Here is a 20739-nt window from a genome sequence, read left to right on the forward strand (position 1 = left end):
GGGCGGCTACTGCTTGCGCAGTTCCGGCACGAAGATGAACAGCGATATCGGCACCACCATCGTCGACGCGGCGAACAGCACGACGACGCCGTAGCCGCCGGTCAGGTCGTGCAGCAGGCCGCCCATGGTCGCCCCGACCGCCGCCCCGGTGCCCATGCCCATGCTGACGGCGCCCAGGATGACGCCGAGGCTTCGCCCGCGGCCGAAGATGACGGCGGTCATGGCGGAGATGATCGGCCCGCGCGAGCCGAAGCTCGGCCCGTAGACCACGACGAACAGGACCAGCAGCCAGTAGGACGGATAGAGTTCGAGCAGGCCGAGAATGCCGAAGCCGCCGACGGTCATCGCGTAGCTGACCAGCACGGCGGTCAGCCGTCCCACCCGGTCGGCCATCCAGCCGAAGGTGATGAGGCCGGCCGTCGCGGCGACGCCGGCGAAGCCGAAAGCGGTGGCGGCGGTCAGGCTGGGAAAGCCCGTCTCGACGAGGAAGGCCACGATCTGCGGGTTCACGGCGAACATGCCGGCGGCCGTGAAAAAGTGAATGAAGAACAGCGACCAGAAGGGCCGCGTCCGCAGCGCCTCGCGCAGGGTCATGCTGCCCGGGGTGGCGGCCGGCCGTTCGCCCTTGGCGGCGGCGGGCGCCATGCCCCTGCCGCGGGCGATCTCCTTCCAGGGCAGGAAGAGCAGCAGCAGGAGGACCGCGAACAGGCCCAGTCCCAGCACGCGATAGGCGCCGCGCCAGTCGTAGGTGTCGATCAGCAGCTGGACCAGCGGCGAGACCACCAGCACGCCGGTGCCGGCCGCCGCCGAGACGCCGGCGAGCGCGGTGGTCAGGCGGTCGTGATACCAGCGGCTGATGAGGGCGGCCTGGGTCACCGGGCCGACCGCGGCGACGGCGAAGCCGCCGAGCACGCCGATGCAGAGCTGGAACTGCCACAGCGCGTCGAGCGAGCCGGCGAGCGTCATGCCCGCCGCCATGGTGGCGAGGCCGATGGTGTAGACGCGGCCCGGCCCCCAGGCGTCGAAGATCCGCCCGACGATCGGCGAGGACAGGCCGAGGCTGAGCATCAGCACCGAGTAGACGCTGGACGCCTGCGCCCGGTCCCAGCCGAAATCGCGGCTGAGCGGCAGGAGGAAGACGGCATAGCTCTCGGACGCGCCCCGCGACAGCGCGCTGAGCAGCACGCAGGTGCAGAGGGCGATGAGGGCGACGCGCGCCGTACGGCGTAAGTTCGTATCCGCCGTCACCGGCGCGCAGCCTCCTTAGGGCAGGGTCGCGAGAAAGGCGCCGACGGCGTCGTTGAACGCCTCCGGCTGGTGCAGGTTCGAGGCGTGGCCGGCGTCCGGGACGATGACCTTGCGCGCGCCGGGGATCTTCGCCGCCATGTAGTCGGTCGCGGCGAGGTACGGCTTGTCGTTCGCACCCGCCAGAACGAGCGTCGGAACGGCGATGCCCGGCAGCGATTCGATCACGCCCGAGGTCGCCTGGGTGAGCATGCCGCGCGCCGCGTTGGCGAGGCCGTCGGCCGAGCGGTGCCGGCTCTGCCGCACCTCGTCGGAGGTGCCGAGCCCGGCGAGGCCCTCGGCGTCGAGCTTGTCGCCGCGGGCGCGTGCCGTGGCGTTCCAGGCCTCGCGCGCCTCGTCCTTCTTGAAGCCCGGACCGGTGTCGAACAGCATCAGCGCCCGGCACATCTGCGGATGGCGCAGATGGAAGGCCATCGTCATGTAGCCGCCCAGCGACAGGCCGCCGATCACCGCCTCGTCGACGCCGCAGGCATTGAGGATCGCGCGCATGTCGCCGACGGTCAGCTCCTCGGAATAGGCGGCCCGGTCCGTCGGATAGTCGCTCTCGCCGTGGCCGCGCATGTCCCAGACGATGACGCGCCACTTGTCCTTGAACGCGGCGATCTGGCCGTCCCACATCCGGCAGGTGGCGCTGTAGCCGTGCGTCAGCAGGATGGCGGGGCCGGCGCCGTGCGCCTCGTAGTGGATCTTCACGCCGTCGCGGTCGAGCGCGGGCATGGGCGTATCCTCCGTCGTTTCTTGTTTTCCGCTTCTCTCGTGTCCGGCTTCCGGACCTTCTGCGGGCTCAGCTTCCGGGGGCGAACGCCTCGATCGCGCGGTAGCAGGGCGCCCAGCTGTCGTCGGGGCGCAGCGGCTGGATGCAGACGTGGGTGGCGCCGGCGGCGAAGTGCGCGTCGACCCGCTCGCGGATCTGCGCCTCGCTGCCCCAGGCGACCATGGCGTCGAGGAAGCGGTCGTTGCCGCCGTCGGCCAGTTCGGACTCCGAGAAGCCCAGGCGCAGCCAGTTGTTGTAGTAGTTCGGCAGCGGCATGTAGCGCTTCATGTTGCGCTTGGCGCTGGCGCGGGCCGCCGACGCGTCGGTCGTGAGGCAGATCTTCTGCTCGACGCAGAGCAGGCGGTCCGGCCCCAGGATCTCCTTCGCCATCGCCGTGTGCTCAGGCGTGACGTTGTAGGGCAGCGCCCCCTTCGTCCTGTCGCGCGCCAGTTCGAGCATCTTCGGGCCGAGGGCGGCGAGGACGACGTTGCGGTCGGAAAGCGCGAACTTCGGGTCGAGCCCGGCCTTTTCCATGCCCTCGAGATATTCGCGCATGGCGGTCAGCGGCTTGCCATAGTTCTGGTTGCGCCGGCCGGAGACCATGGGCTTGTGCGACACGCCGAGGCCCAGGGTGAAACGGCCACCGTAGATCTTGTTCAGGCCGTCATGGCCGGCGACCGCCGCCATACCGTCGCGCGCATAGATGTTGGCGATGCCGGTGGCGAGCTTCAGGCGGCTCGTCTGCGACAGCAGGAAGCTGCCGAGCGACATCGCCTCGTAGGCGAGCGCCTCCGGGTACCAGAGCGTCTCGTAGCCGCCCTTCTCCACCGCCTGCGCCAGTTCGACGAGTTCGGGCCGGTCCAGCCCGTTGGTCGAGAACCAGACGCCGAGGCTGCCTTGCTTCATGGTGTGCTCCGTTAGGCGATATCACGTATCCCATTGTCATTGCCGGGCTCGACCCGGCAATCCAGGGGTGCACGCATCAGGCTGCGACTCTGGATGCCCGGGTCAAGCCCGGGCACGACAGTGATGAGACCGCACCGACGGCGCTTTGATCTAGTCCCGCTCCACCTTGTTGCGCAGCACGCCGATGGAGGAGACCTCCACCTCGACTACGTCGCCGGGCTTCATGAAGACCGGCGGCTCGCGGCGGGAGCCGACGCCGCCGGGGGTGCCGGTGACGATCACGTCGCCGGGGACCAGCTCGGTGAAGGTCGAGCAGTAGGCGATGATTTCCGGGATCGGGAAGGTCAGCTCGGACGAGTTGGCGCGCTGCATCTCCTCGCCGTTCAGGCGGGTGACCAGGATCAGGTCGTTCGCGTCCGGAATGTCGTCCGGCGTCACCATCCAGGGGCCGAAGGAGCCGGTCTTCTCGAAATTCTTGCCGGGGATGTACTGGCCGCTGTGACGCTGCCAGTCGCGCACGCTGCCTTCGTTGTAGCAGGCGTAGCCGGCGATGTGATCGAGGGCCTTGTCCTGCGAAATGCGGCGGCCGCCCTTGCCGATGACGATGGCGATCTCGCCCTCATAGTCGAGCTTGTCGGACTCGCGCGGGCTGAGCAGCGGCTGCTCGTGCGCCGTCTGCGAACTGGCGAAGCGGGAGAAGATGGTCGGATGCTCGGTCTTCGGATGGCCGCCCTCGAGCCGGTGCGGCTCGTAGTTCAGGCCGACGCAGAGGATCTTGTCGGGGTCGGGGATGACCGGCAGATAGACGATGTCGCCGAGGGCGTGGTCGGCGTCGTTCGCCTCCACCATGCCCTCCGCCTCGTGCAGATGGTTGCCGGCCAAGGCGGCGCGCAGCGTCGGCGCACGCGCGCCGAAGCGCTTGCCCAGGTCGACGACGCCGTCGCCCTTCACCGCACCCCAGGAAACCGTCCCGTCGACCGAGAATGTCAGCAGCTTCATGTTCTTCGTCCTCCAGCGCAGATGACGCCCAACGTCTTCACATTCCGGCTCAGTAGGTGATCCTCACCCTGAGGGCCGCCGCGGGCGGCGTCTCGAAGGGCGAGGGTCCCCGGTCCGAGAGCTTTGGACCGCGCCCCGTGCTTCGAGACGCGCCCGAGGGCGCTCCTCAGCACGAGGCGCTACTTATAAACCGTTCGTTTGTTCACTTCGCCGGCGGCTTGGCCTCGCGGAAGGGCGTGCCGCTCTCGGCCAGCTGGCGCAGCAGGGCGGACGGCTTCCACCGGTCGCCATACTGCTGGTGCCAGGCGGCGATCTGGTTGTAGACGTCGCGCGAGCCGATCTGGTCGGCCCAGAACATCAGGCCGCCGCGATAGCGCGGGAAGCCGAAGCCGTAGAGCCACATGATGTCGATGTCGGAGGCTCGGTAGGCGATGCCCTCCTCGATGATCCGGCAGGCCTCGTTCACCGACGACAGCAGCAGCCGGCGCAGGATCTCCTGGTCGGTGAAGGTCTTCTGTTCGACCCCCATCTCCGCCGCCGTCTCCTTGATGATCTTCGCCACCTCGGGGTCGGGATGCGGCGTGCGGTCGCCCTTCTCGTAGCGGTACCAGCCCGCACCCGTCTTCTGGCCGTAACGGCCCATCTCGTACAGCTTGTCGGCGATCGGCAGCTTGCGGTAGTTCGGGTTGGCGTCGGCGCGGCGCTTGCGGCCGGCATAGCCGATGTCGAGGCCGGCGAGGTCGCCGACGGCGAACGGCCCCATCGGGTAGCCGAAGTCGATCATCACCTTGTCGACCTGCTCCGGCAGGCAGCCCTCCTCCAGCAGGATGACCATCTCGCTGTTGAACGGCGCGCGGCTGCGGTTGGCGACGAAGCCGTCGCAGTTGCCGCAGGCCACCGGCACCTTGCCGATCGCCTTGCCCAGGGCCATCGTCGAGGCGACGGTCTCCTTGGAGCTCTTCTCGCCGCGCACGACCTCCAGCATCTTCATGACGTTGGCCGGGCTGAAGAAGTGCGCGCCGGCGACCGCCTCGGGCCGCTTCGTGGCGCTGGCGATCTCGTCGACGTCGAGGGCGGACGTGTTGGTCAGCAGCAGGGCGCCGTCCTTCATCGTCGCGTCGAGCTTGGCGAACACCTCCTTCTTCACGTCCATCTGCTCGAACACCGCCTCGATGACCGCGTCGCAGTCGGCGATGTCGTCATAGTCGATCACCGGGGTGATGCGCGCGAAGCGGCGCTCCATCTCGTCGGCGGCGAGGCTGCCGCGCTGGACGCTCACCTCGTAGTTCTTGCGGATGCGGGCCATGCCACGGTCGAGCGCCTCCTGGCTCGCCTCCAGCAGGCGCACCGGCATGCCGAAGTCGGCGCAGCTCATGGCGATGCCGCCGCCCATGGTACCGGCGCCGACCACGGCCATGGTCTCGACCTTCTTCACCGGCACGTCCTTGCCGATGTCGGGCACGCGCATCGCCTCGCGCTCGGCGAAGAAGGCGTAGCGCAGGGCGCGCGATTCCTCGGACTTCTCCAGCTCCTCGAACAGCTCGCGCTCGCGCTTCAGGCCCTCGGCGAAGGGCAGCGTGGTCGAGGCCTCGACGGCGGCGATGTTGTTGTAGGGCGCCTTCTGGTTGCGGGCGCGGCGCGCGATCTCCTTGCGCTTGGCGTCGAACATGCCGGGCTCGGCCTTCATGTCGGCCTCGAGCTTGTCGGACAGCTCGCAGATGCGGCGGAAGGGGCGCGTGTCGGCGATGCCCTCGGCGAACCTGACAGCCGAGCCGACGAGATCGGCGTCGAACACCTCGTCGAGGATGCCCAGCTGCTTGGCTTCCTCGGCCGGCACGTGGCGGCCGGAGGTGATCAGGTCGAGCGCCTTCTTCGGGCCGATCAGGCGCGGCAGGCGCTGGGTGCCGCCCCCGCCCGGCAGCAGGCCGAGGGCGATCTCCGGCAGTCCGACCTTCGTGCCCTTCAGCGCCACGCGATAGTGGCAGCCGAGCGCATATTCGAGGCCGCCGCCGAGGGCGAAGCCGTGGATCGCGGCGACGATCGGCTTCTCGCTCTCCTCAAGCACGTCCTGGGTCTTGCGCGCCGGGCGCGGCTTGCCCTTGCCGAACTCGCGGATGTCGGCGCCGGCGATGAAGCTGCGGCCGGCACCGGTGAGGATCATCGCCTTGATCGCCGGATCGGCGTTGCCGGCCTCGACCGCGGCCAGGATGCCCTCCGGAACCCCGGGGCTGAGAGCGTTCACCGGCGGGTTGTCCACGGTGATGATCCCGATGGCTCCGCGCTTCTCGAAGCGGACCAGCTCCTTCTCGGACATGCGTTCCTCCGGCGTGTTGGGGCGGCGTGCGTTGATATCGGGCCGATGACGGCCCTGCTCGCCGGATGGCTTATCACGGGTGCCCGGACTGCGGAATGGCTGGACGCCGAGCCCCGCGGGCGGCACGGCCAGATCCCGTGCGAGGCGGCCTGCTGCCGACCGTCAGGGGGGAGCTGATTGCCAACCGGGCGCCATCGGAACATCCTTCCTGCATGGATGGATTCCAACCTGGGGAATCCCGCCTGAGCTTCTTCGACAAGAACAAGAAGGGAGCAAAGGGAATGTCCAGTTTCTGGAGACCGGCTGCGGTCTGCGCCGTTGCCGTCACGCTCTGCGCGGGACCGGCGGCCGCTCAGAAGTCCGGCGGGGTGTTCAAGCTGGCACTCGCCTCGACGCCGCCGAGCGGGTCGATCCATGAAGAAGCGACGATCAACACCATCGCTCCCTTCATGCCCGTGTTCAACAACCTGATCCTCTACGACCCGCACGTCGAGCGGAACACCATCGAATCCATCATTCCCGAGCTGGCGACGGCCTGGCGCTGGAGCGGGGACGGGACGAAGCTCACCTTCACGCTGCGCGAGGGCGTCAAATGGCACGACGGCAAGCCGTTCACCGCGCGTGACGTGAAGTGTACCTGGGACACGATCATCGGCCAGTCTGCCGAACCGATGCGCAAGAATCCGCGCAAGCCCTGGTACGACAACCTCAAGGAGGTGACGGCGAACGGCGACCATGAGGTCACCTTCCACGTCGGCCGGCTGCAGCCGTCGCTCCTGAACATGCTCGCCTCCGGCGGTTCGCCGGTCTATCCCTGCCATGTGTCGGCGCGGGACATGCGCCTGCACCCGATCGGGACCGGCCCCTTCAAGTTCGCCGAGCTACGGCAGAACGAGGTCGTCAGGCTGGTCAAGAACCCCGATTACTGGAAGAAGGGCCTGCCCTATCTGGACGGGATCGAGTTCAACATCATCCGCGACCGGTCCACGCGGGTCCTGTCGCTCGTCTCGGACCACCTGCAGATGAGTTCGCCCGGCGACATCACGGTTCCGCTGGTCAAGCAACTCGCCGAACAGGCGCCCCAGGTGCAGTGCCACGTGGGATCGACGATCCTGAACACGAACATGATGCTGAACCGGACCCGGCCGCCGTTCGACAACGCCCAGCTGCGGCAGGCGGTGATGCTCACCCTCGATCGGACGGCGTTCGTCAACATTCTGACCGAAGGCAAGGCCCTCAAAGGCGGCTCGATGCTGGCGGTACCCGCCGGGGTGTGGGGACTGCCCGAAGACGTCCTGGACCAGATCCCGGGGCAGGCCGGCGACGTCGAGCAGAACCGCGAGAAGGCGCGCGCAATCATGCGGGAACTCGGCTACGGGCCCGAGAACCGCCTGAAGGTGAAGCTGGCCGCCCGCAACGTCGCCAGCTTCCGCGACCCGGCGGTCATCCTGATCGACCATCTGAAGGAGATCTACATCGACGCCGACCTGGAAACGATCGAGGTGGCGCTCTGGTATGTCCGGCTCGCCCGGCGCGACTATACCGTCGCCCTCAATCTGACCGGAAACGTCATCGACGATCCCGACGCGGTGTTGTTCGAGAACTTCTCCTGCAACTCGGAGCGCAACTACACCGGCTACTGCAATCCGGAGCTCGAAAAGAAGTTTCTCGCCCAGTCGATGGAGACGGATTTCGAGACGCGCCGGAAGATGGTCTGGGACATCGACCGTCAGTTGACGGCGGAAGGCGCACGGACGGTACTCTTCCACAATATCTCGGCGACCTGCCACCAGCCTTACGTACGGAACTACACGCACATAGCCAACGGCATGTACAACAGCTGGCGGCTCGAGGACATCTGGCTGGACCGGTAGCGATCCCGGCGAAGGGGAGGCGCCACAGGCGGCTTCCCTCATCGTCCGCGACGGCCCGCTCCGGCCGATTCCGTCGTCGCCAGCCTCCCCGGCATGCGTCCCCCGGAAGGTTCCCGCGCACCTCGCGGATGGCGGCTGGCGTCGGTGCCGCTTCTCAGAACCTGTCGGGCCGGAACGGCGCGAGGTCGATGCCGGGGTCGCGGCCGGCGATCAGGTCGGCGACGATGCGCCCGGTGATCCCGGCCAGCGCCAGGCCGATATGGTCGTGGCCGAAGGCGTAGAAGACCTCCGGGCGGCGCGGGCTCGGGCCGATCACCGGCTTGGAATCGGGGAAGGACGGGCGCGAGCCGACCCAGCGCGACCCCACCTCGCCCTGCAGGCCGGGCAGCAGCGCACGGGCATGCTTCGTCAGCCGGTCGATCAGCCGCCAGTCGGCGGGCGCCTCGGGGCCGGCGAACTCGGCCATGCCGCTGACGCGCAGGCCGTGCTCCATCGGCGTCAGCGCGATGGAGCGGTCGCCGGAGATCGCCGGCATGCGCATCAGGTCGGCGGCCGCGGGGATCATCGCATGGTAGCCGCGCTCCGCCTCCAGCGGCAGGTCGGATCCCACCTGCTTCGCCAGCGCCCGCGACCAGACGCCGGCGGCGATGACGTAGCGGTCGGCGGTCCGTAGACCGCCGTCGGTCTGCACGCCGCGCACGCCGTCGGGGCCGACGTCGAAGCCCTGCACCGTCTCGCGCAGCAGCATGCCGTTGTTGCGTACGAAGCACTCGGCCAGCACCCGGGTCAGGCGCTGCGGGTTCACCGTCATCGACACACCGGGGAAGTGCGCGGCGTGCGTCACGGCGGGCGACAGCGCCGGCTCCAGTTCACGCGCCTCGTCGCCGCTCAGCGTCTCCACGGAGACGCCGCGTTCGCGGCGCAGGTCGAGGCCGTAGGTGGCGCCGGCGAACGCCGCCTCGCTCTCGTAGGTGAAGAGCAGCCCGGAGGCCTTCACCATGTCGTGCGCGCCGGCCATGTCGATCAGCGGCGCATAGCCCTCGTAGAGCCGCGACAGCAGGCTGTTGCGCGCATCGGCGATCGCCGCGACCCGCGCCGGTGCCGCCGACGCGACGAAGCGCGCGAACCAGCCGACCGACTTCGGCAGATGGCTCCAGCGCACGCGCAGCGGCGAGGCGTCGTCGAACAGCATCTTCGGCACCTTGGCCAGCACGCCCGGCAGGGCGTGCGGCACGCAGGAGGCGATGCCGAGGTTGCCGGCGTTGCCCAGCGACGCGCCCGAACCGGGCTCGCCGCGGTCGATCAGCGTGACGCCGAAGCCTTCGCGGCGGAGGTAGAGTGCGCAGCAGACGCCGACGATCCCGGCGCCGATGACGATCACTTCCTGCGGCTGCGTCATGCGGCACTGTCCGGCGGCGGAAACGGGGCGACCGGCGATGCCGGGGGCGCGACTGCGCCGAATTACGGGTCGCGCAGGGGCGCCCTGTCAACCGGTCCGATTCCGCGCCTCAGGCCGCCACCGCCGCGACGCAGCGGTTGCGGCCCGCCGTCTTCGCCTCGTAGAGCGCGCCGTCGGCGCGGCTGATCGAGACCTCGATCGGCTCGGCCGGATCGTAGCCGGCGACGCCGACGCTGAGGGAGACCTGGATCTCCGGGCGCATCAGGCCGCCCGGTTGGCAGTCGGCGACGGCAGCACGCAGCTTCTCGGCGACGACGAGACCGCCCTCCACGGTCGTTTCCGGCAGCAGGATGAGGAACTCCTCGCCGCCCCAGCGGCCGCAGAGGTCGTAGTCGCGGAGACGGGACTGGAGCACGTCGGCAATCGCCGCCAGCACGGCATCGCCCGTCTCGTGGCCCCAGGTATCGTTGACCGCCTTGAACCTGTCGACGTCGGCGATCAGCACCGCCATCGGGCCGCCGGTGCGCTGCGCGCGGATCGCTTCCCGCCGGAACCGTTCGACCAGGTGGCGGCGGTTCGCCAGGCCGGTCAAAGGGTCGGTGAGCGATGCCGCCTGCAGCGTCAGATTGACGTCGCGCAGCTGCGCCTGGGCGCGGTCGCTGATGCGCATGATGCGCTCCAGCAGGCGGCGCTGACGCAGATGGCGGTCGAGCAGCTCGGTCAGCGGGATCATCAACGGGTCGCCCACATTGGCCGGATCCGACAGGATCGACCGCAGCCGGGCGATGAACTCGTCCTCTTCGCGGCGCATCGGCGTCTATTCCTGCGACGAGAGCGTGACGATCTCGAACGGCAGGGTGAGGTCCTCCTTGAACTCCTCGCCCATGTCGAGCGCGCGCTCGTTTTCTTCGTCGTACAGCCAGCGGACGGCGACGTCGCGGCCGAAGAGATGCGCCTGCTCCAGCAGGTCGAGCATGTCGACCATCGCCCGGATCGAACTGGTGTTCATGTAGGCCACCTCGACGTCGAACCTGATCGCCGTGTCGGTCTCGCTCATGAAGCGGCGTAGCCACGTGATGGGCGGCTCGAAGAAGGCAAAGGCGTTCTCGGGATACGATTCGCCCCGGATCTCCAACACGCCCGTGCGGGCGGAAAAGTGGATGGCGGGGGTAGTGCCCGTGGGGGATATGGCCAGGTCCTGCATCGGGTCCAATTCCACGTTCATACGGCGACACGCAGGCTGAAGAAGGCGAACCGGTCGTCGAGCGGCTGAACGCTGTACTCCAACGGCGCCGACGCCTTGCGCGCCATGTCGATCAGGCCGAGGCCGGCGCTGTCGCCGGTCTCGGACCGCGGTTTGCGCATCTGTTCCTTGTAGAGCGCACGCAGCCCCGCCTTGTCGAGGGCCGCCAGGGCGTCGAGGCGGTGGACGAGACCCGCCGCGTCGCCCGCTTCGATAACGTTGCCGCACGTGACCACGTAGCGGTCGTCGGTGCGCGCGATGACGACGGTGCCGGAATCGAGGTCGCTGGCCCCGGTGCCCGACGCGGCCTTGTCCGCCAGATAGTTGCGCACGTTCTGGGTCTGCTCGACGAACACCGAGAAGACGTCGAGGATCGCCGTTTTGGCGATGCTCTGGCTCTCCATGTAGCTGCGGACGGCGTTGCCCAGTTCCTCGATGATGCTGCGGCTGAACGGCCCGTTGAAGCAGATCAGGATCTGCTGCCGGTTGAACGTCTCCCGGATGTCGAACAGGTGGGACGCCTGCATGGCGGACGGCTCCAAATACATGACTGTTACGATGAGAGGCTGACAGCCTCACCCCCCGCCCCTGCCGGGCGGAAGCCGAGGAAGGTGATGTCGTCGCGCTGCGGCCGGCCCTGCTGGTAATCGGCGATCAGCGCCTCGAAGGCGGCCCCCTGGCGGTCGAGGGGCAGCGAGGCGTGCTCGCGCAGCATGGCCACGAAGCGGTCGCGCCCGAAGCCAAAGCCCTTGTTGCCGCCGGCCTGGTCGAGCACGCCGTCGGTGGTCAGGTAGAAGACGGAGTCGGCGCCGTAGTCGATCGCGTGGTTGACGAAGCCGCCGCCATTCCGCGCGCTGCGGTAACCGATGACGCCGCGCTCGCCCTTGATCTCGGCGACGTCGCCGCCGGCCGCATGCCAGAGCGAGATGCGCGCGCCGGCGAACACCAGGCGGCCCTCGGACGGGACGATGCGGCAGACGGCCATCTCCATGCCGGCGTCGGCGGCGGCACCCCGCTGGTCGAGGGCTTCGCGGATCGTGGCGTCGGCGCGCGCCAGCAGCAGCGCCGGGTCGTCGTCGACGCCGGACTTCACGACTTGGCTGATCACCGCATGGGCCAGCATCGTCATGAAGGCGCCCGGCACGCCGTGTCCCGTGCAGTCCACCACGCCCAGCAGGATGCCGTCGCGCGCCTCGTGGCAGAAATAGAAGTCGCCGCCGACGAGATCGCGCGGCTTCCAGACGACGAAGTGGTCGGCGGTGGAGGTGCGCAGCATTTCCGGACGCGGCAGGATCGCGGTCTGCAACACCTTGGCGCAGCGGATGCTGTCGAGGATCTGCAGGTTCGATTCGGCCAGCTGGGCGTTCGCCACCGTCAGCTCCTCGGTGCGCTCGCGCACGCGACGCTCGAGCAGGGCCGTGTGGTCGCGCACGGTCGCCGCCATGCGGCGGAAGGCGCGTGTCAGTTCGCCGATCTCGTCGCCGCGGTCGCTGGCGACGGAGACGTCGTAGCGTCCCTCCGCCATGCGCTTCGCCGAACGCGTCAGTTCGAGGAGCGGGTTCAGCACGGTGCGGTTCAGCATGAGCGTGACGATGGCGACGATCGCCAGCAGGGCCGCCGCCAGCACGGCAATGACCGGGAGGAACTCGCCGGCGCCATAGGCCTCCGACGGGTCCACCAGCGTCAGGTTGAACCAGCCGAGTTCCGGCATGAAGGTCGCGGCGACCAGATGCGTCCGCCCGTCGATGGACAGCGGGAAGCTCTCCACCGTCGAAGCGCCGGCCTGCAGCCGATCAAGGCCGGCGCGCAGGGTGGCGCGGTCGTCGTCCGACTCCATCCGCCGATAGATGGTGCTGCGATCCGCCTCGGCCTTGGACCGGGTGTTGAGGTCGATCAGGTCGCGGTTCTCGTGAACCTGGATGGCGCCGCCCCGGTCGATGATGATGCCGGAAATGCCGGGGCCGAGGTCGGCCAGGAAGGCCGTGACGAAGGCGCCGAGGTCGACTCCCGTGCCGGCGATGCCGAGCGTCTCGCCGCCGTCGCGGATCGGGACGTTGATCCAGACCTTCGTGGCCCCGAGCAGGCCGTTATTGTCGACGTTGAGCATGTAGGGGGCGTCCGACGCCATGGCGGTCGGAAACCAGGCGTTGCGCGCCACCGACAGGTCGAGCGCTTCGCGCGGCTGCGAGACCGCGGCCGGATCGCTCTGCGCATCGCTGAAATAATAGTGCCGGCTGCTCCCGATCGCGACGAAGTAGGCGGTGTCCTGGAAGAAGCGCTTGTAGCTTTCGAGCTCGGCGATCGCGAGCGCGTGCACGGCCGGATCCGACTCGTTGCGCGCCCACGACCTGATCACGGGCGAGTCCGCCAGCTTGCGCGCCAGGACGAGGTCGCGCAGGGTCGGCGACAGCAGCCGCTCCTTCTGGAGTGCGGCGTTGTCGCGAGCGTAGCGCATGCCGTAATGCTCGGTCAGGCGGTCGATCACCGCCATCAGCAGCCAGAGCGACGGCAAGGCCACGGCGAGAAACGTCGCGAGGAGGACGAGGGCGGCGCGGGCGCGAATGCCGAGTGGCGCGAGCATGCCCCGGACCGGCCGGACTCCGGGCTGCCGTGCGGGAGCGTTCGTCTCCACCTGCAGAGAAACCATGATTCCGTCCCGAAGCGGGCCGTCCCGCAGTGAGCACGGGCGCCGACGCCGGGAGAGTGCGGCGAGATGGTTAACGACCGATTACCCGAGGCGCGCCGCCGCGATTACCCGGCGTTAACGCTCCTGCTCGAAGGTGGGGCCTGGGAACGCAGGCCGCGCAGTTGTCAAGCGATATGGCGCACAACACGGTAAATTTCCCGGTTGAGGCGCCGGACGCGCGCATGCTACCGCAAAGGAACAACCACCAACTTCCATGAAGGTTCCCCGCGTCGCCCCCGCGACATTCCGTCGTCCGCCATACGGAGCAGCAGAGACTATGACGTCGACCCGACTCCTGAGCCGCCGATCACTCCTCCAAGTCGGCGCAGCCGCTGCGGTGGCGATGAGTCCGGTCTCCGCCCTGGCGGGGGCGACCCGAACGGCGTCCGGCCGGCCCGGAACCCCGGTGAAGGGCGCCCGCTCGGTCAATCTCTACAACCTGCACACCGGCGAGAAGCTGAAGGCCGTCTACTGGGAAAACGGCAAGTATGTGCGCGACGCGATGCGCGAGATCGACAAGATCATGCGCGACCACCGCACCGGCAAGGTGAAGCCGATCGACAAGGATCTGATCGACCTTCTCCATCGGCTCAACGGCCGGCTGGAAACCAGCGAACCCTTCGAGATCATCTCCGGCTATCGTTCGCCGGTGACGAACGCGGCCTTGCGCCGCCGGAGCAGTGGGGTCGCGCGCAACAGCTATCACATGCGCGCCATGGCGATGGACCTGAACGTCCCGGGCCGCGACCTGCCCAAGATCCGCAAGGCGGCGATGAGCCTGCGCAGCGGCGGCGTCGGTTACTATCCCAGCTCCGATTTCGTCCACGTCGACGTCGGCCCGGTTCGCGACTGGTGAGCGCGGCCCGGGCGGGCGTCAAGCCGTCGCCCGCGCACCGGACCGACGGCCGACCCGGGTCTTTGACTCAGGCTTTCCCGACTCAGGCCTCCATGATCTGCTTCTTCGCGACGGCCAGAAGCTCGTTCATCTTGATCCGCACGTCGCGCGCGTCGACGTTCACGCCCTTGGCGTTGAGATCGGCCAGGACCTTCTGCAGCACGTCCTCGTCGCCGGGCTTGTCGAAGTCGGACGAGACGACCTCCTTGGCATAGGCGTCGCTGGCGTCGCCCGTCAGCTGCATCCGCTCGGCGGCCCACTGGCCGAGGAGCCGGTTTCGGCGCACCTGAACCTTAAACTGCAGGTCCTGATCGTGGCTGTACTTGGCCTCGAACTGGCGCTCGCGATCGTCGAAGGTGGACATCTGATTCTCCGGTCTTCCGTCGTCGTCCCCGCCGGCCCGGCCCGGCCGTCGCGCCCGGCACCGCATGGCATGGATCCAGGGCGCAGGTTATAACGGCGCCGGTCCGACAGGTGTACCGAAACTTGGGAAGCGCTTCGCCGCATGTGTACCGTCGTCCTGCTCCGCCGGCCCAATGCGGCCTGGCCGCTGATCGTCGCGGCGAACCGGGACGAACTCCTGGAGCGGCCCTGGCGGGCGCCGGCGCGCCACTGGCCCGACCGGCCCGAGGTCGTGGCGGGCCTGGACGAACTGGCGGGCGGCAGTTGGCTCGGCCTCAACGACCACGGCGTCGTCGCCGCGATCCTGAACCGGCGGCACTCGCTCGGCCCCGCACCCGACAAGCGCAGCCGCGGCGAACTCGTCCTGGACGCGCTCGACCATGCCGACGCAGCGGCGGCGGCGGCGGCGCTCGCCATGCTCGACGGCAGCGCCTATCGGGCGTTCAACATGATCGTCGGCGACGACCGCGACGCCTTCTGGATCCGCAATCTCGGCGACCGCGGTGCCGGCGGCGTAAGAGTGACGCCGGTACCGCCGGGCGTATCGATGGTCACCGCCTGGGACCTGAACGACACGGAGGCGTCCGACCGCACCCGTCTCTACCTGCCGCGCTTCCGCGCGGCACCGCCGCCCGACCCGTCGGCCAACGACTGGGAGGCCTGGGCGGCGCTGCTCGACGGCCGCGACCGCGCGGCGGGTGCGGACGATCCGAACGCCGCGATGCATGTCGACACGGGCTGGGGCTTCGGCACGGTGTCGAGTTCGCTGATCGGCATTCCCGCCCGCGGCACCGACACCAGGCCGATCTGGCGATTCGCCGCGACGATCCCGCAGCGCGGCGCCTACGAACCGGTCGACCTGTAGCAGTCGCCGCCCGGCTGACGCGCCGCCTCAAGCCCTCTCTTTCGCGTCCAGCCCGAGCTCGCGGATCGTCTCCTCGCGCATCACGAACTTCTGCACCTTGCCGGTGACCGTCATCGGGAATTCGTCGACGAAGCGGATGTTGCGCGGCACCTTGTAGTGGGCGATCTGGTCGCGGCAGAAGTCGCGGACCTCCTCGGCGGTGAGGCTCTCGCCGGCGCGCACCTTGATCCACGCGCACAGCTCCTCGCCGAAGCGGTGGTCGGGCACGCCGAAGACCTGCACATCCTCGATCTTCGGGTGCCGGTAGAGGAACTCCTCCACCTCGCGCGGATAGATGTTCTCGCCGCCGCGGATGACCATGTCCTTGATGCGGCCGACGATGTTGCAGAAGCCGGCCTCGTCGATCACGGCGAGGTCGCCGGTGTGCATCCAGCGCGCCGCGTCGATCGCCTGGGCGGTGCGCTCCTCGTCGCCCCAGTAGCCCAGCATCACCGCATAGCCGCGAGTGCAGAGCTCGCCCGGCACGCCGCGCGGCACGACCCGCCCGTCCGCGTCGACGATCTTCACCTCCAGGTGCGGATGGACGCGCCCGACGCTGGAGACGCGCCGCTCCAGCGGATCCTCGATGCCGGTCTGGAAGCTGACCGGGCTGGTCTCCGTCATGCCGTAGCAGATGGTGATCTCCTCCAGGTGCATGGCGGAGACGGCACGGCGCATCACCTCGATCGGGCACGGCGCGCCGGCCATGATGCCGGTGCGCAGCGAGGAGAGGTCGAAGGACTTGAATTGGGGATGTTCCATCTGCGCGATGAACATCGTCGGCACGCCGTGCAGGCCGGTGCAGCGCTCCTCGGCGACCGTCTGCAGAGTCGCCAGCGGGTCGAACCCCTCCCCCGGATAGACCATGGCCGACCCGTGCGTCGTGCAGGCGAGATTCCCCAGCACCATGCCGAAGCAGTGGTAGAGCGGCACCGGGATGCAGAGCCGGTCCTCCGGCCCGAGGCGCATGCCCTCGCCGACGAAATAGCCGTTGTTGAGGATGTTGTGGTGCGTCAGCGTCGCACCCTTCGGCGAGCCGGTGGTGCCGGAGGTGAACTGGATGTTGATCGGGTCGTCGAACTGCAGCGTCCCGGCCAGCGCGGCGAGCCGCTCGCGCTCCCGGGCCGTGCCGAAGCCGTAGATGTCGCCGAAGCCGATCATGCCGGGCGACGGCGCATCGGCGATCTCGACGACGATCTCCAGCGTCGGCAGACGCGCCGCCTTCAGCTGCCCCGGCTGGCACGACGCCAGTTCCGGCGCCAGCGCATTGACCATGCCGACATAGTCCGACGTCTTGAAGCGCGTGGCCGTGATCAGCGCCCGGCAGCCGACCTTGTTGAGGGCATACTCGACCTCGGTCAGGCGGTAGGCCGGGTTGATGTTGACCAGGACCAGGCCGGCCTTGGCCGTGGCGAACTGGGTGACGACCCATTCGAAATTGTTGGGCGACCAGATACCGATGCGGTCGCCGGGCTCCAGTCCCAATGCCAGCAGGCCGGCGGCGAGGGCGTCCACCCTGGCGCCGAGCTCGGCATAGGTCCAGCGCACGCCCTGCTGGCGGACGATCAGGCCCGGCCGGTCGCCGTGGACGGCGACGGTCCGGTCGAAGTTCCGGCCGATCGTCTCCCCCAGCAGCGGGGTGTCGCACAGGCCGTTGACATAGCTGAGCACGGCTTCAGCCATGGGCTAACCTCCCGGATGCGCGCCCGTCTGCGCGGGCGTCGGTTCGAGGCGAAGGCCGCGCCCTGCGGGCGGCGGCGCGTGCCCCGGGGAAGCTTAGCCACCGATCCGCGCGGCCCGCAACAACGACGCCGCGGGACGGAAAGGCGGGACGCGCCGCGGCGGGATTCTGCCGTCAGCCCTTCTTCTTGGCGCCCGGTGCGGCAGGCACCTTGCTCAGCAGCGTCGAGGAGGACGGCGCCGCGGCGACGGCCTTCGTCGCCTTCGGCTTCTTGATCTCGCGATTGCTGCGCTTCTGTCCCTTGGCCATCCCGCTCTCCCGCGTATCCGGCCCGTCATCGGGTCGGCAGAAAGACACCTGCAGCCGGGGCATCCCGTCCGCAGACCCACGGGCATCGCACCCGTAGGCCGTTCCGCAACCGACCTGGCGTCGATGGCACCGCCCGGCGTCTCGGGCGCGTCTCCGACAGGCGATCACCATAGCGCGCTTTCGCGCTTCGCCTCCCGGAATCTTCGGGCCGGAATCTTCGGGCGGGAATCTTCGGGCGGGAATCTTCGGGCCGACGATGGCACGGGCATCGTCGCGGTGGAGAGAGTATCCTTGCCGGAACAGTTCCGGCCCGAAGGCGCGCGACGGAACCGGCGCAGACGCGTTTCCGTCCAGGCGCCCCGTCTTGGAGCTTCCGCTGATCACCCTCACCATCCGCCACCGCACCACCTATCGCTATCACGTGCCGGTCAGCCTCGGCCCGCACCGCCTAATGCTGCGGCCGCGCGAGAGCCGCGACCTGCACCTGCTGTCGAGCGAGATCAGGGTGACGCCCGACGCGGCGGTGACCTGGGCGCACGACGTCGCCGGCAACGCCGTGGCGACGGCGACCTTCGGCGTCATGACGGACCGGCTGATCATCGACAGCTTCACGGTGCTGGAACTGCACGCGGCGGCTTGGCCGGTGTTCCCCATCGCGGCGTCGGCGATCTCCTATCCGTTCCGCTATGCCGACGACGACTGGACCGACCTGGGCGCCATGACGGTGCAGCAATATCCGGACCCGGCCGGCCGGCTCGGCGACTGGGCGCGCGGCTTCGTGCGGAGCGACCCGACCGACACGCTGTCGCTGCTCAAGGACCTGAGCAACGGGGTCGCGGCGTGGGTGAACTATCAGAGCCGCGACGACGAGGGCACCCAGGCGCCGGTCGAGACGCTCGCCCGCGGCTGGGGCTCGTGCCGCGACTTCGCCGTGCTGTTCGCCGAGGCGGCGCGCAGCCTGGGCTTCGGCGCGCGCATCGTGTCCGGCTACCTGCACAATCCAGACAGGACGCTCGCGGGCACCGACGGTGCCGGCTCGACCCATGCCTGGGCCGAGGTCTATGTGCCCGGTGCCGGCTGGATCACCTTCGATCCGACCAACCGCAGCGTCGGCGGCTTCAACCTCATTCCGGTCGCGGTGGCCCGCCACATCGACCAGACGACGCCGGTCTCCGGCAGCTTCGTCGGCATGACGGACGCGTTCCGCGACCTGTCGGTGGAGGTCGCGGTTACCTCCTGAAGGGTCGGCGCCGTTGAAGACCCCGCGGGCAGCGCCCAGTTCCTGGGCAATCGATGACCTCCGCGCCGGGTGGCGGCGGAGCGGCGAGGAGGATGAGATGCCGACCTATCGAAAGAGCCCCGAGGCGATCGCTAAACTGACCCCGGAACAGTTCTGGGTGACCCAGGAGAGCGGCACGGAACGCCCCGGCACCGGCGCCTACCTGCACAACAAGGAGCCCGGCATCTACGTCGACATCGTGTCGGGCGAGCCGCTGTTCGCCTCGGCCGACAAATACGAGTCCGGCTGCGGCTGGCCGAGCTTCACCAAGCCGATCGAGCCCGCCAACATCGCGGAACTGCGCGACGTCTCGCACGGCATGATCCGCGTCGAGGTGCGCTCCAGCCATGGCGACAGCCATCTCGGCCACGTCTTCCCGGACGGCCCGCGCGACCGCGGCGGCCTGCGCTACTGCATCAATTCCGCCTCCCTGCGATTCGTCCACCGCGACGACATGGAGGCCGAGGGCTACGGCGCCTACCTGCCGCAGGTCGAGGACATCCGCTCCGCCGGGTGACGAAGCTTTACCTAGCCCGGCCAGTGCGATAGCAGCGGCCCGTCGGCGCCGGCAACCGGATCGGACGCCGGATAGGGGACGTGGCGGATCCGCTCCGCCATCTCCGCGGTCGGCGCCTCCCGGCGGATATCCCCGCGCTGCCCCGGCGGATAGGCGCCGACCATGAAGAACTCGGCGCTGGCCGCGACGCAGCAGTGGCCGGTCCCCGCCGGCAGCACCAGCACGTCGCCGGCCCCGACCGCCACCTCCGGCCCGCCGGGGCCGCCCAACACGAGCTGCGCGGTCCCCGCGGCGCAGCCCAGCACCTCGTGCGCCGCATCGTGATAGTGGTGATAGTCGTAGACGCCGTAGCGCCACTGCGGCGGCCACCCGTTCCGCGCGAACGCCTCCTCCAGCCGCGACGCGAGTTCGTCGCCGGGCACACCGTGGACGGCGTCCCGCCAGTGCAGGACCGGCAGGTCCGGATTGTTCGGTACCCAGCCGTTCTTCGCGAGCCGCAGTGTCTCGACGGTCGCACCGCCACCGGCGGAAGCGTTCGACCGGTCGGGGCGCTGGTCCGGGATTTCGGCCATCCTGCGTCTCCTTGGGTTCGGAAATAAGAGATCGCTGGTGGGACACGCCGGTGGCCCACCGGGTTCCCGCCTCCCCGGCGCCAAGCCGGTCCATCGCGTACAGCGAAAAGGGCGAGCTAGCTACATGGACGAGGATACCGGAGTTCGAAGTCACCGCTGCAACTTGATCCGGGCAGTGCTGAACCGGAAGCGGATCCGTCGCATTGTGCCGGGGTGATCCCGGCAGACGGAGAGGCGGATGACCGAAGGCGACCGGTTCGACCTGGAGCGGTTCGTGAGTGCGCAGGCGGCGAACTACGATGCGGCGCTGGCCGAGATCAGGGCCGGTGACAAGCGCACCCACTGGATGTGGTACGTCTTTCCGCAGATCGCCGGCCTGGGCCGCAGCCCGATGGCGCAACGCTACGCGATCGGCTCGCGCGCCGAGGCACAGGCCTATCTCGACCATCCGCTGCTGGGCGCACGGCTGCGCGACTGCGTGGCGGCACTCGCCGACGTGCCGGATCCCGACCCGGTCCGGGTCTTCGGCGACATCGACGCGACGAAGCTGCGCTCGTCCCTGACGCTGTTCGAGGCGGCGAGCGGCGAGCCGGCGTTCGGTGACGCGCTGGACCGCTGGTTCGGCGGGCGCCGCGACGATGCGACCCTCAGGCTGCTGGACGCCGCCGACCGCGGCACCGGCGCCAGGTGACCCCCCGCC

At 69.1% G+C, this 20739-nt stretch carries 20 protein-coding genes; 6 read left to right on the forward strand and 14 right to left on the reverse strand.

Annotation, left to right across the window (positions count from 1 at the left end; genetic code table 11):
• Positions 1-6 precede the first annotated feature (6 nt).
• From ABIE65_RS20705 to ABIE65_RS20725, 5 genes are all read right to left on the reverse strand, one after another.
• The gene (locus ABIE65_RS20705; protein ID WP_354080368.1) at positions 7-1248 is read right to left on the reverse strand and encodes an MFS transporter; all 1242 of its coding nucleotides are present in this window, start codon (positions 1246-1248) and stop codon (positions 7-9) included.
• Between the two features lie 15 nt (positions 1249-1263).
• Positions 1264-2022 carry an alpha/beta fold hydrolase gene (locus tag ABIE65_RS20710; protein ID WP_354080369.1) on the reverse strand — a complete coding sequence of 253 codons (759 nt, stop codon included), beginning with the start codon at positions 2020-2022 and terminating at the stop codon, positions 1264-1266.
• A gap of 67 nt (positions 2023-2089) precedes the next feature.
• Positions 2090-2965, reverse strand: a complete 876-nt coding sequence (locus tag ABIE65_RS20715; RefSeq protein WP_354080370.1) for a TIGR03620 family F420-dependent LLM class oxidoreductase — start codon at positions 2963-2965, stop codon at positions 2090-2092.
• Positions 2966-3115: 150 nt separating this feature from the next.
• The gene (locus ABIE65_RS20720; protein ID WP_354080371.1) at positions 3116-3964 is read right to left on the reverse strand and encodes a fumarylacetoacetate hydrolase family protein; all 849 of its coding nucleotides are present in this window, start codon (positions 3962-3964) and stop codon (positions 3116-3118) included.
• 202 nt (positions 3965-4166) lie between these two features.
• Positions 4167-6278: a 3-hydroxyacyl-CoA dehydrogenase NAD-binding domain-containing protein gene (locus tag ABIE65_RS20725; protein WP_354080373.1), complete on the reverse strand. Its 2112-nt coding sequence runs from the start codon at positions 6276-6278 to the stop codon at positions 4167-4169.
• Between the two features lie 281 nt (positions 6279-6559).
• Between ABIE65_RS20725 and ABIE65_RS20730 the strand changes: the two genes are divergently transcribed.
• On the forward strand, positions 6560-8152 hold the full coding sequence (locus tag ABIE65_RS20730) for an ABC transporter substrate-binding protein (RefSeq protein WP_354080374.1): 1593 nt from the start codon (positions 6560-6562) through the stop codon (positions 8150-8152).
• A gap of 154 nt (positions 8153-8306) precedes the next feature.
• Here ABIE65_RS20730 and ABIE65_RS20735 read toward each other — a convergent pair whose 3' ends face one another.
• From ABIE65_RS20735 to ABIE65_RS20755, 5 genes are all read right to left on the reverse strand, one after another.
• On the reverse strand, positions 8307-9551 hold the full coding sequence (locus ABIE65_RS20735) for an NAD(P)/FAD-dependent oxidoreductase (RefSeq protein ID WP_354080375.1): 1245 nt from the start codon (positions 9549-9551) through the stop codon (positions 8307-8309).
• 109 nt (positions 9552-9660) lie between these two features.
• Positions 9661-10362: a diguanylate cyclase gene (locus ABIE65_RS20740; protein ID WP_354080376.1), complete on the reverse strand. Its 702-nt coding sequence runs from the start codon at positions 10360-10362 to the stop codon at positions 9661-9663.
• 6 nt (positions 10363-10368) lie between these two features.
• On the reverse strand, positions 10369-10755 hold the full coding sequence (gene siaC / locus ABIE65_RS20745) for a biofilm regulation phosphoprotein SiaC (RefSeq protein WP_354080377.1): 387 nt from the start codon (positions 10753-10755) through the stop codon (positions 10369-10371).
• A gap of 17 nt (positions 10756-10772) precedes the next feature.
• On the reverse strand, positions 10773-11321 hold the full coding sequence (locus ABIE65_RS20750) for a SiaB family protein kinase (protein ID WP_354080378.1): 549 nt from the start codon (positions 11319-11321) through the stop codon (positions 10773-10775).
• 26 nt (positions 11322-11347) lie between these two features.
• Positions 11348-13441: a SpoIIE family protein phosphatase gene (locus ABIE65_RS20755; RefSeq protein WP_354080380.1), complete on the reverse strand. Its 2094-nt coding sequence runs from the start codon at positions 13439-13441 to the stop codon at positions 11348-11350.
• Between the two features lie 316 nt (positions 13442-13757).
• Between ABIE65_RS20755 and mepK the strand changes: the two genes are divergently transcribed.
• Positions 13758-14336, forward strand: a complete 579-nt coding sequence (gene mepK, locus ABIE65_RS20760) for a peptidoglycan L,D-endopeptidase MepK (protein WP_502918559.1) — start codon at positions 13758-13760, stop codon at positions 14334-14336.
• An 82-nt stretch (positions 14337-14418) separates the two neighbouring features.
• Here the strand turns inward: mepK and ABIE65_RS20765 are convergent, their stop codons facing one another.
• On the reverse strand, positions 14419-14739 hold the full coding sequence (locus ABIE65_RS20765; RefSeq protein ID WP_354080383.1) for a DUF1476 domain-containing protein: 321 nt from the start codon (positions 14737-14739) through the stop codon (positions 14419-14421).
• A 141-nt stretch (positions 14740-14880) separates the two neighbouring features.
• Between ABIE65_RS20765 and ABIE65_RS20770 the strand changes: the two genes are divergently transcribed.
• On the forward strand, positions 14881-15642 hold the full coding sequence (locus tag ABIE65_RS20770) for an NRDE family protein (protein ID WP_354080385.1): 762 nt from the start codon (positions 14881-14883) through the stop codon (positions 15640-15642).
• A gap of 27 nt (positions 15643-15669) precedes the next feature.
• On the opposite strand, the gene ABIE65_RS20775 is transcribed toward ABIE65_RS20770, so the two are convergent.
• Positions 15670-17364 carry an AMP-binding protein gene (locus ABIE65_RS20775; RefSeq protein ID WP_354080386.1) on the reverse strand — a complete coding sequence of 565 codons (1695 nt, stop codon included), beginning with the start codon at positions 17362-17364 and terminating at the stop codon, positions 15670-15672.
• A 172-nt stretch (positions 17365-17536) separates the two neighbouring features.
• On the reverse strand, positions 17537-17671 hold the full coding sequence (locus ABIE65_RS20780) for a hypothetical protein (RefSeq protein WP_354080388.1): 135 nt from the start codon (positions 17669-17671) through the stop codon (positions 17537-17539).
• Between the two features lie 364 nt (positions 17672-18035).
• On the opposite strand from ABIE65_RS20780, the gene ABIE65_RS20785 reads away from it, so the two are divergent.
• Positions 18036-18911 (forward strand): transglutaminase family protein, encoded by an 876-nt coding sequence (locus tag ABIE65_RS20785; protein ID WP_354080389.1) that lies wholly within the window; start codon positions 18036-18038, stop codon positions 18909-18911.
• 97 nt (positions 18912-19008) lie between these two features.
• Entirely contained in the window at positions 19009-19467 is a 459-nt protein-coding gene (gene msrB / locus ABIE65_RS20790; RefSeq protein ID WP_354080391.1) for a peptide-methionine (R)-S-oxide reductase MsrB, read from the forward strand.
• An 11-nt stretch (positions 19468-19478) separates the two neighbouring features.
• On the opposite strand, the gene ABIE65_RS20795 is transcribed toward msrB, so the two are convergent.
• The gene (locus ABIE65_RS20795; protein WP_354080392.1) at positions 19479-20039 is read right to left on the reverse strand and encodes a cupin; all 561 of its coding nucleotides are present in this window, start codon (positions 20037-20039) and stop codon (positions 19479-19481) included.
• A 238-nt stretch (positions 20040-20277) separates the two neighbouring features.
• Here ABIE65_RS20795 and ABIE65_RS20800 point away from each other — a divergent pair, with 238 nt between their 5' ends.
• A complete protein-coding gene (locus ABIE65_RS20800) occupies positions 20278-20730 on the forward strand; it encodes a DUF1810 domain-containing protein (RefSeq protein WP_354080393.1) in 453 nt (150 codons plus the stop codon).
• The last annotated feature ends 9 nt before the right edge of the window (positions 20731-20739 follow it).

It is taken from the genome of Constrictibacter sp. MBR-5, from assembly GCF_040549485.1.
GTDB lineage: Bacteria > Pseudomonadota > Alphaproteobacteria > JAJUGE01 > JAJUGE01 > Constrictibacter.

Bases quoted from the DNA above. Each gene is read 5' to 3' on its own strand.
- ABIE65_RS20710 (WP_354080369.1), bottom strand. From the start codon at position 2,022: ATGCCCGCGCTCGACCGCGACGGCGTGAAGATCCACTACGAGGCGCAC.
- ABIE65_RS20715 (WP_354080370.1), bottom strand. From the start codon at position 2,965: ATGAAGCAAGGCAGCCTCGGCGTCTGGTTCTCGACCAACGGGCTGGAC.
- ABIE65_RS20720 (WP_354080371.1), bottom strand. From the start codon at position 3,964: ATGAAGCTGCTGACATTCTCGGTCGACGGGACGGTTTCCTGGGGTGCG.
- ABIE65_RS20725 (WP_354080373.1), bottom strand. From the start codon at position 6,278: ATGTCCGAGAAGGAGCTGGTCCGCTTCGAGAAGCGCGGAGCCATCGGG.
- ABIE65_RS20730 (WP_354080374.1), top strand. From the start codon at position 6,560: ATGTCCAGTTTCTGGAGACCGGCTGCGGTCTGCGCCGTTGCCGTCACG.
- ABIE65_RS20735 (WP_354080375.1), bottom strand. From the start codon at position 9,551: ATGACGCAGCCGCAGGAAGTGATCGTCATCGGCGCCGGGATCGTCGGC.
- ABIE65_RS20740 (WP_354080376.1), bottom strand. From the start codon at position 10,362: ATGCGCCGCGAAGAGGACGAGTTCATCGCCCGGCTGCGGTCGATCCTG.
- siaC (WP_354080377.1), bottom strand. From the start codon at position 10,755: ATGCAGGACCTGGCCATATCCCCCACGGGCACTACCCCCGCCATCCAC.
- ABIE65_RS20750 (WP_354080378.1), bottom strand. From the start codon at position 11,321: ATGCAGGCGTCCCACCTGTTCGACATCCGGGAGACGTTCAACCGGCAG.
- ABIE65_RS20755 (WP_354080380.1), bottom strand. From the start codon at position 13,441: ATGGTTTCTCTGCAGGTGGAGACGAACGCTCCCGCACGGCAGCCCGGA.
- mepK (WP_502918559.1), top strand. From the start codon at position 13,758: ATGACGTCGACCCGACTCCTGAGCCGCCGATCACTCCTCCAAGTCGGC.
- ABIE65_RS20765 (WP_354080383.1), bottom strand. From the start codon at position 14,739: ATGTCCACCTTCGACGATCGCGAGCGCCAGTTCGAGGCCAAGTACAGC.
- ABIE65_RS20770 (WP_354080385.1), top strand. From the start codon at position 14,881: ATGTGTACCGTCGTCCTGCTCCGCCGGCCCAATGCGGCCTGGCCGCTG.
- ABIE65_RS20775 (WP_354080386.1), bottom strand. From the start codon at position 17,364: ATGGCTGAAGCCGTGCTCAGCTATGTCAACGGCCTGTGCGACACCCCG.
- ABIE65_RS20780 (WP_354080388.1), bottom strand. From the start codon at position 17,671: ATGGCCAAGGGACAGAAGCGCAGCAATCGCGAGATCAAGAAGCCGAAG.
- msrB (WP_354080391.1), top strand. From the start codon at position 19,009: ATGCCGACCTATCGAAAGAGCCCCGAGGCGATCGCTAAACTGACCCCG.
- ABIE65_RS20795 (WP_354080392.1), bottom strand. From the start codon at position 20,039: ATGGCCGAAATCCCGGACCAGCGCCCCGACCGGTCGAACGCTTCCGCC.
- ABIE65_RS20800 (WP_354080393.1), top strand. From the start codon at position 20,278: ATGACCGAAGGCGACCGGTTCGACCTGGAGCGGTTCGTGAGTGCGCAG.